Annotated in this window: 5 protein-coding genes; 3 read left to right on the forward strand and 2 right to left on the reverse strand. The window is 71.6% G+C overall.

The window, feature by feature from the left end:
- Positions 1–33: 33 nt before the first annotated feature.
- A complete protein-coding gene (rpsI, locus tag AC2TEW_RS13840; RefSeq protein WP_035981606.1) occupies positions 34–537 on the forward strand; it encodes a 30S ribosomal protein S9 in 504 nt (167 codons plus the stop codon).
- Positions 538–699: 162 nt separating this feature from the next.
- Complete coding sequence (gene glmM, locus AC2TEW_RS13845; protein ID WP_033824210.1) at positions 700–2,067, forward strand: phosphoglucosamine mutase; 1,368 nt, start codon at positions 700–702, stop codon at positions 2,065–2,067.
- 120 nt (positions 2,068–2,187) lie between these two features.
- On the opposite strand, the gene coaA is transcribed toward glmM, so the two are convergent.
- Positions 2,188–3,180, reverse strand: coding sequence for a type I pantothenate kinase (gene coaA / locus AC2TEW_RS13850; protein ID WP_484623638.1), 993 nt, complete (start codon positions 3,178–3,180; stop codon positions 2,188–2,190).
- A gap of 100 nt (positions 3,181–3,280) precedes the next feature.
- Between coaA and glmS the strand changes: the two genes are divergently transcribed.
- Entirely contained in the window at positions 3,281–5,137 is a 1,857-nt protein-coding gene (gene glmS, locus AC2TEW_RS13855) for a glutamine--fructose-6-phosphate transaminase (isomerizing) (protein WP_484623639.1), read from the forward strand.
- Positions 5,138–5,210: 73 nt separating this feature from the next.
- Here the strand turns inward: glmS and AC2TEW_RS13860 are convergent, their stop codons facing one another.
- Positions 5,211–10,058: a LamG-like jellyroll fold domain-containing protein gene (locus tag AC2TEW_RS13860; protein WP_484623640.1), complete on the reverse strand. Its 4,848-nt coding sequence runs from the start codon at positions 10,056–10,058 to the stop codon at positions 5,211–5,213.
- Positions 10,059–10,141 lie beyond the last annotated feature (83 nt).

Genomic DNA, 10,141 nt, shown 5'->3' on the forward strand with positions numbered 1-10,141 from the left:
CCCATCACTGAACAGCAGGAGCTGAGGAACACCGTGGCCGAGACTGCCATCGAGAACACCCTCGAGGTCGAGTTCGACGAGAACGTCGACGAGTACACCTCCGAGACCGAGTACAGCACTGAGTCGCTGGCCGGCCGCTTCGGCGAGGCCACCCCGGGCGCCGGCCTCGGCCGCCGCAAGGAGGCGATCGCCCGCGTGCGCATCGTCCCCGGCACCGGCAAGTGGAAGATCAACGGCCGCACCCTGGAGAACTACTTCCCCAACAAGGTGCACCAGCAGACCGTGAACGAGCCGTTCAAGCTCCTCGAGCTCGACGGCCGCTACGACGTCGTGGCCCGCATCGCGGGTGGCGGCGTCTCCGGTCAGGCCTACGCGCTGCGCCTCGGCGTGGCCCGCGCCCTGAACGAGGCCGACGTGGACAACAACCGCGCCGCCCTGAAGAAGGCCGGCTTCCTGATGCGTGACGCGCGTGCCGTCGAGCGCAAGAAGGCCGGTCTCAAGAAGGCCCGCAAGGCCCCGCAGTACAGCAAGCGCTAGTCGCGCCGGGGGGTGCGTGCCGCCCTGGTGGTGCGCGCCCTCGGGTGTGCCTCGTACGCCCCGGAGTACCTCGTGTACTCCGGGGCGTCGTGCTCCCCGGGCCTGGTACGAAGGCGGGAGCGGTCGATGATTTGCCAGCAGGGGCGGACAAAGGACGGAAGCATGGGACGACTCTTCGGTACGGATGGGGTACGTGGTGTGGCCAACGAGGGCCTGACCGCGGAACTGGCCCTGGGCCTGTCGGTGGCGGCAGCCCACGTGCTCGGCGACGCGGGGGCCTTCGACGGCCACCGCCCGGTCGCCGTGGTCGGGCGGGACCCGCGTGCCTCCGGGGAGTTCCTGGAGGCCGCCGTGATCGCGGGCCTCGCCAGCGCCGGCGTGGACGTGCTCCGGGTCGGCGTGCTGCCCACCCCGGCCGTGGCGTACCTGACCGGCTCGCTCGGCGCGGACTTCGGCGTGATGCTCTCCGCCAGCCACAACGCGATGCCCGACAACGGCATCAAGTTCCTCGCCCGCGGCGGCCACAAGCTGGACGACGCCATCGAGGACGCCATCGAGGAGCACTACCACCGCTACGGCGTCGGCACCGACGAGGACTGGAAGCGCCCGACCGGCGCCGCCGTCGGCCGGGTCCGCCAGTACACCGAGGGCTTCGACCGCTACGTCGCGCACCTGGTCGCGGTGCTGCCGAACCGCCTGGACGGCGTCAAGGTCGTCATCGACGGCGCGCACGGCGCCGCCGCCCGGGTCGCCCCGGAGGCGTTCGCCCGGGCCGGCGCCGAGGTGGTCTACACGCTGGGCGCCGAGCCCGACGGCCTGAACATCAACGACGGCGTCGGCTCCACCCACCTGGACAAGCTCCGCACCGCCATGCGCGAGCACCGGGCCGACCTCGGCATCGCCCTCGACGGCGACGCCGACCGCTGCCTGGCCGCCGATGCGGACGGCAACGAGGTGGACGGCGACCAGATCATCGCGATCCTCGCGGTCGCCATGCGCGAGGCCGGCACGCTGCGCCGCAACACCGCGGTCGCCACCGTGATGTCCAACCTGGGCTTCAAGCTGGCCATGGAGCGCGAGGGCATCGACCTGGTGCAGACCGCGGTCGGCGACCGCTACGTGCTGGAGGAGATGAAGCAGCACGGCTTCGCGCTCGGCGGCGAGCAGTCCGGCCACGTGATCCTGCTGGACCACGCCACCACCGGTGACGGCACCCTGACCGGTCTGATGCTGGGCGCCCGGCTCGCCGCGACCAAGCAGTCGCTGGCCGAGCTGGCCGAGGTGATGACCCGGCTGCCGCAGGTCCTGATCAACGTCAAGGGCGTCGACCGGACCCGGGTCGCCAGCTCGCTGGAGCTGGCCGCCGCGGTCTCCGAGGCCGAGACCGAGCTGGGCGCCACCGGCCGGGTGCTGCTGCGGCCGTCCGGTACCGAGCCGCTGGTGCGGGTGATGGTGGAGGCCGCCGACGAGGTGCAGGCCAAGGCCGTCGCCGAGCGTCTCGCCGAGGCGGTCCGCACCCACCTGGGCTGAGTCCGGTCCTGAACGCACGTCAGCGCGCCTCCCGCGGGAGGCGCGCTGACGGCTTTTCGGGGTGACGGCTTTTCGGGGTGAGGGCGCGTCGGGGTGACGGTGCTTCGGGGTGGCGCGGGGTCAGAGCTTGCGCAGCAGCGCCCGGCGGACCTTGTGGTCGGCGCCCTTCTGCAGCACCAGGGTGGCCCGGCCGCGGGTGGGCAGCACGTTCTCCAGCAGGTTGGGCCGGTTGATGGTGCGCCAGACCTGGCGGCCGTAGTCCATCGCCTCCTCCTCCGGCACCTCGGTGAAGCGGCGGAAGTAGGAGTTCGGGTCCTGGAAGGCGGTGTCGCGCAGCTTCTTGAAGCGCGACAGGTACCAGCTCTCGATGTCGTCGGTGCGGGCGTCGACGTAGATCGAGAAGTCGAAGTAGTCGGCGACCGCGAGGCGGGTGCGGCCGTCGGTGCCGGGCAGGGCCGGCTGGAGGACGTTCAGGCCCTCGACGATCAGGATGTCCGGACGCTCCACGGTCAGCCGCTCGTCCGGCACGATGTCGTACACCAGGTGCGAGTAGACCGGTGCCGAGACCCGTTCCTTGCCGGCCTTCACGTCCGCGACGAAGCGCATCAGCGCCCGGCGGTCGTACGACTCGGGGAAGCCCTTACGGGCCATCAGGCCGCGGCGGCGCAGCTCCGCGTTGGGCAGCAGGAAGCCGTCGGTGGTGACCAGTTCGACCCGCGGGTGCTCCGGCCAGCGGGCCAGCAGGGCCTTCAGCAGGCGGGCGGTGGTGGACTTGCCGACCGCCACCGAGCCGGCCACGCCGATCACGAACGGGGTGCGCACCCGCTCGGTGTCGGCGACGTCCAGGAAGGTGCCGACCGCGCCGCGCAGTTCGTGGGTGGCGTGGATGTAGAGGTTCAGCAGCCGGGACAGCGGCAGGTAGACGTCCCGGACCTCGTCGAGGTCGAGGGCGGTGCCGAGGCCGCGCAGCCGCTCGACCTCCTCGGCGGTCAGGGGGAGCGGGGTCCGCTCGCGCAGGGCACTCCACTCCGCCCGGTCCAGGTCCACGTACGGGGACGGGGTGGGGGTGGCGGGAGCGCCCCGGGTACAGAGTTCGGTCAGCACATCCTCCATTGTGGGCCGTGCGGGGCCGGGCGGGTGCTGTGGTGTCGGTCACCCGTCGGGGAGGCAGCCGTGAACGGAGGGGAACGCCTGCCCGCATATGCTGGCGCACATGTGCGGAATTGTTGGATATGTAGGGCCCCAGCAGGCCCTGGACGTAGTGATCGCAGGTCTGCAGCGGCTGGAGTACCGCGGGTACGACTCGGCCGGTGTGGCGGTGCAGACGCAGGGCTCCGACGGGCAGTGGAGCCTTGCCACGGACAAGCGGGCCGGGAAGCTCGCCAACCTTCAGAAGTCGCTGGCCGAGACCCCTCTCGCGGCCGGCACCACGGGCATCGGCCACACCCGGTGGGCCACCCACGGCGGTCCGACGGACGCCAACGCCCACCCCCACCTGGACGACACCGGGCGGGTCGCGGTCGTCCACAACGGCATCATCGAGAACTTCGCCCAGCTGCGGGCGGCGATCGCCGAGCGCGGCCACACCCTGCGCTCGGAGACCGACACCGAGGTGGTCGCCCACCTGCTCGGCGAGGCGTACGACGGCGACCTGGCCGAGGCCATGCGGGTGGTCTGCCGCCAGCTGGACGGCGCCTTCACCCTGGTCGCGGTGCACGCCGACGCCCCCGACGTGGTGGTCGGCGCCCGCCGCAACTCGCCGCTGGTGGTCGGCCGCGGCGAGGGCGAGAACTTCCTCGCCTCGGACGTCGCCGCCTTCATCGCGCACACCCGCGAGGCGATCGAGCTCGGCCAGGACCAGGTCGTGGAGCTGCGCCACGGCGGGGTGACCATCACCAACTTCGACGGCACCCCCGCCGAGGTGCGCGAGTACCACGTCGACTGGGACGCCTCCGCCGCCGAGAAGGGCGGCTACGACTACTTCATGCTCAAGGAGATCGCCGAGCAGCCGAAGGCGGTCGCCGACACCCTGCTGGGCCGGATCGGCACCGACGGCCGGCTGACCCTGGACGAGCTGCGGATCCCGGACCAGGTGCTGCGCGAGGTCGACAAGGTCGTCATCGTGGCCTGCGGCACCGCGTTCCACGCCGGCATGATCGCCAAGTACGCGATCGAGCACTGGACCCGGATCCCGTGCGAGGTCGAGGTCGCCTCCGAGTTCCGCTACCGCGACCCGATCATGAACGACCGCACCCTGGTCGTCGCGATCTCGCAGTCCGGCGAGACCATGGACACCCTGATGGCCCTGCGGCACGCCCGCGAGCAGGGCGCCAAGGTGCTGGCGATCTGCAACACCAACGGCTCGACCATCCCGCGCGAGTCCGACGCCGTGCTCTACACCCACGCCGGCCCCGAGGTCGCGGTCGCCTCCACCAAGGCGTTCCTGACCCAGCTGGTGGCCTGCTACCTGGTCGCGCTGTACCTGGGCCAGGTGCGCGGCACCAAGTGGGGCGACGAGATCTCCGCGGTGATCCGCGAGCTCTCCGACGCGCCGAAGCAGGTCGAGCAGGTCCTGGAGACCATGGAGCCGGTCCGTGAGCTGGCCCGCTCGCTGGCGGACGCCAAGTCGGTGCTGTTCCTCGGCCGCCACGTCGGCTTCCCGGTGGCCCTGGAGGGTGCGCTCAAGCTCAAGGAGCTGGCGTACATGCACGCCGAGGGCTTCGCGGCGGGCGAGCTCAAGCACGGCCCGATCGCGCTGATCGAGGAGGGGCTGCCGGTCGTGGTGGTCGTCCCGTCGCCGCGCGGCCGGTCGATCCTGCACGACAAGATCGTCTCCAACATCCAGGAGATCCGGGCCCGCGGCGCGCGCACCATCGTGATCGCCGAGGAGGGTGACGAGGCGGTCGCGCCGTACGCCGACCACCTGATCCGCATCCCGGTCACCCCGGTGCTGCTCCAGCCGCTGGTCTCGACGGTGCCGCTGCAGGTCTTCGCCTGCGAGCTGGCCACCGCCAAGGGCCACGAGGTGGACCAGCCGCGCAACCTGGCGAAGTCCGTCACGGTCGAGTAGTCCCGCCGGACACGGCAGTGGGGCCCGCCGCGAGCGATCGCGGCGGGCCCCACGGGTTTCCGGTCCGTCCGGGTCAGCCGATCTGGACCGGGACGGCCTGGTCGCTGCTGTCGAGCAGGGCGACCGCGGCCGGGGTCAGGGCGCTGTTCCAGGTCTGGACGTCACTGATCCGGCCGGCGAACGGGTTCTCGTTCCTGGCGTTCCCGATCGTGAGCGGGCCGCCTGCGGCCCAGGCGGACGGGTTGGTGGCCGAGCCCGCCAGTACGCCGTCGACGTAGAGGCTCATCGACCTGTCGGCCGCGTTGTAGACGGCGACCAGGTGGGTCCACCGGTTGAGGGCCGGCGGGGTGCTCGCGAACGCGGCCGGGTAGCTGCCGGGGCTGGCCGAGTCGATGGCCGGGCTGACGAAGGCCCAGGCGTTGAAGGCCTTCGAGTACTGCAGGTAGAAGGCGCTCGCGTTGCTGCCGGACTGGCCGGCCACGGTGGCGTAGCCGCCGGTGCCGGTCAGGTAGGCCCAGGCCGAGACGGTGTAGCTCTTGGAGGTGTCCACCACCGGGCCGGCCGTGGCCGCGACCGCGCCGTTGGTGCCCGGCACGGAGAGCACCGTGCCGCGGGCCGGGTCGCCGGTGAAGGACGCGCCGCCCTGCAGGGTCAGGCCGTTGGCGGGCCGGACCGAGTCCGCGGGGTCGGTGAGCTTCCAGCGGTCGGTGGGCTGGTTGAGGTGGCCCAGCGTCTGCACCGGTGCGAACTGTGCGGCGCCCGAGTACACGGCACGGACCGCGTTCGGGGTGAGTGCGCCGGTCCAGGTCTGGACGTCGCTGATCCGCCCCGGGAACGGGTTGCCGTTCTTGGCGTTGCCGATCACCAGCGGGCCGCCCGCGGCCCAGGCGGAGGGGTTGGTGCCGGTGGCGACCAGGTTGCCGTCGACGTACAGGCTCATCGCCTTGGTCGCGGCGTCGTAGCTGCCGACCAGGTGGGTCCACCGGTTGAGGACCGGCGGGGTGCCCGCGAACACCGCGGGGTAGCTGCCGGGGCTGGCCGAGTCGATGGCCGGGCTGACGAAGGCCCAGGCGTTGAAGGCCTTCGAGTACTGCAGGTAGAAGGCGTTCACGTTGCTGCCGGACTGGCCGGCCACGGTGGCGTAGTCGGCGGTGCCGGTCAGGTAGGCCCAGGCCGAGACGGTGTAGCTCTTGGAGGTGTCGACCACCGGGCCGGAGGTGGTGGCCGAGTCGTTCGGCGAGGTCAGGCTGAGCACCTTGCCGTGCGTCCGGTCCTTGATGAAGGCCGCCGAGCCGGTCAGCGTCAGCCCGTGGTCGGGGTTGACGGCGTCGGTGGTGTCGGTGAGCTTCCAGCGGTCCGTCGGGCCGGCCGGCGGCTTCACACCGGCCCGGAGCATGATCTTGCCGTTGCCCGTGATGGTGTACAGGTCCGGGTAGCCGTCGCCGTTGACGTCACCGGGCGAGCCGATGCCGGGGAAGGCCGCGGCGGCGGCGCCGGGGGCGAGTGCCGACTGGGTCGCGGGCAGCACGTTGCCGTTGGTGGCCGCCCAGTTCTGCTCGGCGTGGCCGTCGAGGCAGTCCCACAGGATGAGCTGGGTGCCGGGGGTGTTGAACGCGGCGGGGTCGGCCAGGCACCGGCCGGAGTTCGGGTTCTTCAGCAGGCCGTTCGGGCCGGAGACCCACTGCTGGGCGGCGGTGCCGTTGCAGTCGTACAGCTGGACCGGGGTGTTGTTGTCCTTGCCGCCGCCGGCCGCGTCCACGCACTTGCCGAGGACGTGGATCGAGTTGTCGGAGCCGAGCAGGAACTTCTGCGGGTTGGTCGTGTTGCAGTTCCACAGCTGGACCGGGGTGCCGTTGTCGGTCTTCCCGTTGCTGATGTCCGCGCACATGTTCTTGCCCGCGGCGTCCTTGACGCCCGAGGTCAGGAACGACCCGGCGGGGGCGGTGATGCTGGTGGTGGGAACGCCGTTGGCGTCGAAGGTGAGCGGGTAGCTGGTGATCGCTCCGGTGGTGTTCTCCCGGGCCCACAGCGCGGGGACGCCGTCGACCGTGCCGGGGGCGATCAGGGTGGTGTTGGTCCAGTCGCCGGTGCCGATCTTCACGCCCTCGGCGAGGTTGCAGCCGCCCTGGTAGGTGCCCGGGTAGTACCAGAGTTCCTTGTCGTCGACCGTGATCAGGTCGGGCACGTCGGCCATCTGGGAGAGCTTGCCGGGCGCCAGGATCTGGGTGACCTTGTTCCAGGTGCCGTCCGAGCCCTTGGCCGGGCAGGAGTCGGAGTTCCTGACGTTGACCACGTTCTGGGTCAGCGTGAAGTGGCCCGAGGTGCCGCCGGGGGTGTTGGCGTCGTTGGCGTAGATGTACAGGTTGTGGGTGTTCTTGTTGAACGCGAACAGGTCGTCGACCATGGACGCGGTCAGCGTGCCGCGGTGGGCGATCAGGTAGTTGTTCCAGCCGGTGCCGTCGGGGCTCTTGGCCGGGGTGGAGACGGTCTCGGTGGTGTCGGCCGGGCCGCCGCCGCGGATCAGCGCGAGGTTGCCGTCGGTGGTGGTGGCGGCCAGGTCCGGCACGCCGTCGCCGTCGAGGTCACCGGGAGCGACCTTGGCGTTCGGGTTCCACGGGGCGAAGAAGGAGTACTGGCCCACGGTGCCCTGGGTGTTGCCGGCCTTGTCGACGGCGCGGACGAACAGGGTGTGGGTGCCCCACTGGGAGCTGCTGACCGAGATCGGGATGTCGGCGCCCGCGTTGCCGCCGCCGGTCGGGGTGGCGGCCACCGAGGTGCCACCGCTCGGGATGTTGGTGTCGAGCGAGTACTCGAAGCGGTCGATGCCGCTGCTGATGCAGGCGTCGCGGGTGCAGCCGCCCGGCACGGGGTCGTTGGCGGTCACCTTGACCGTGGCGCCGGTGTCGCCGGCGTGGCCGGTGGGGGCCTGGTCGCCGCCGAGCGGGGGGAAGGCCGCGTTGGCGGTGAAGGCCGGGATGCTCGGAGGGGTCAGGTCGACCTTGAAGTAGCAGTACGGCGAGGACGGGCCGGTGAGGGTGCCGTCGGTGGCGACCATGTTCCAGCCGTACAGGTGGCCGTCCTCGGCGGTGAAGCCGAGGTTGTCGTACACGGTGCCGCCGTTGCCGACCGTGGCCGACCAGGGCCACGACTTGGTCAGCGCGTTGCCGTTGCCGTCGTTGGACATGTTGTCCCAGACGTGCGCCATCGCCTGCAGGTTGACCCCGCTCATCTTGGTGGAGAGGCGGGCGTTGAGGGTGATGTTGGAGACGCTGCCGGTGGTGCCGGAGTTGCCGATCCAGCCCGCGTTGCCGTCGCAGCCGTTGCCGTCCGGGTTGTGCGGGGCGGGGCTGACACTGATGGTGTCCGGGGCGTTCGGGGCGATGTCGAAGACCGTGACGACGTACGGGTTGGTGTTGAACCGCATGAAGTCGTTGTTGCTGCTCGACTTGGTCTCGTTGCCGAAGATGCCGACGGTCCAGTTGCCGTAGTGGCCGACGATCTTCTGCATCTGGCCGGTGACGTCGAAGACGGCCTCGTGGTTGCCGCACTTGTTGGAGATGTTGGAGCTCTTCGGGTACTGCGTGCCGCCGAGCCAGCCGTCCCCGGTGACCCAGGGCTGGTTGCGGTTCCAGGCGACGTCGGAGTGGAGCTCGCTGACGGTCGCCAGGGAGACCGGGGCCTGGTGCTGGCAGTCGAAGCTGGCGCCGTAGGTCTCGGTGAGGTGGAACTCCGACCGGGAGACCACCATGTCGGCGGTCAGGTTGCTGGTGTCGATCTGGTAGAAGGACCGGTACAGGCCCTGGCAGTCGTTCCAGTGCTGGTAGCCGACGCCCTCGCCGTTGTCCTGCGCGACGTCGTAGGCGGTCTGCCCGGGGCAGCCCTCCTTGACGGTCGCGTAGTGGCTGGTGCCGTTGGTGACCGGGCTGACCGACGGGTCGATGTAGAGCGGCCAGACGGTGTCCGGGCCGGTCAGCAGGCCGGTGTCCGGGGTCAGGGTGAGCGCCCCGGGCTCCGCGGTCACCGCGATCGGCTTGACCTTGGCGCCCGTCCCGGGCTCGCGCTCGGTGGAGCGGGTGGGCTGCGCGGGGGCCGCGGGGGCGCCCGCGTCGGCGCCGGCCGCGCCGCGCGCGGCGGACTTGGCCTTCGGCGCCGGTGCGGAGGCGGGCGGCGCCTGGGTCGAGGAGTCCCACATCACCGGGGTGGGAGCGGCGAACGCGGTGCTGCCGTCGGCGGCCTTCGCGGTGATCGCGCCGCTCGGGTCGGCGGCCAGCCCCAGCCCGTTGCTGGTGGTGACCGCGAGCTTCAGGGTCTTCAGCGCCGGGTCGGCGGCCGCCACGGCGTCGTGGACCACCAGGACCTCGCGCAGACCGCCCTGGTCGGAGGCGATCACCTTGAGGTCGACCCCGGGCAGCACGGCCGGGTACACCGCGGTGTCACCGGACAGCTGCGGCGCGGGGAGCGCGACCGGGAAGGTCAGGGCCAGCCTGCGGCCCCTGGCGTCGGTCAGCGTCGCCAGCGGGCCCTTGCCGCCGCCGGACAGGACCAGGCCCGAGGGGGTGGCCCTGGGCGAGAGGGTGCCGTCGCCGTTGCGGGCGAGCGAGGCGTCCACATCGGTCCAGCCGCCGTTCCTGCGCACCCGGGCCGGCTGGACGCTGGTGGTCAGGGTGAACGTCCCGTCGGCGTTGGCGACGGTCCGGGTGGTCTCGGTGGTCAGCGACTCGACCGGGACGGGCCGGCCGTCCTTCTTCGCCTGCTCCGAGGCGGCCCTCAGCGGTGTGCCCGGTGCGGCGGCGGGTGACGGGCTGTCGGCCAGCGCCGGGCCGGCGGTGCCGAGCACCAGGCCGCCCAGTGCCGCCGTCAGCGCCAGACGGCGTGCGAATGCTCGCGTTCCTCTGAGAGGGACGCGGGTGATTTCCCCCACGAACTGTCCTTCGACTCTGTGGACGTGCCCGTGCGTCGGCCGGAGTTCCCCCGGGGCTCCTCGTACGGGCGGCGTCGGATTTG

The organism is Kitasatospora sp. NEAU-CNBT7, assembly GCF_057220535.1.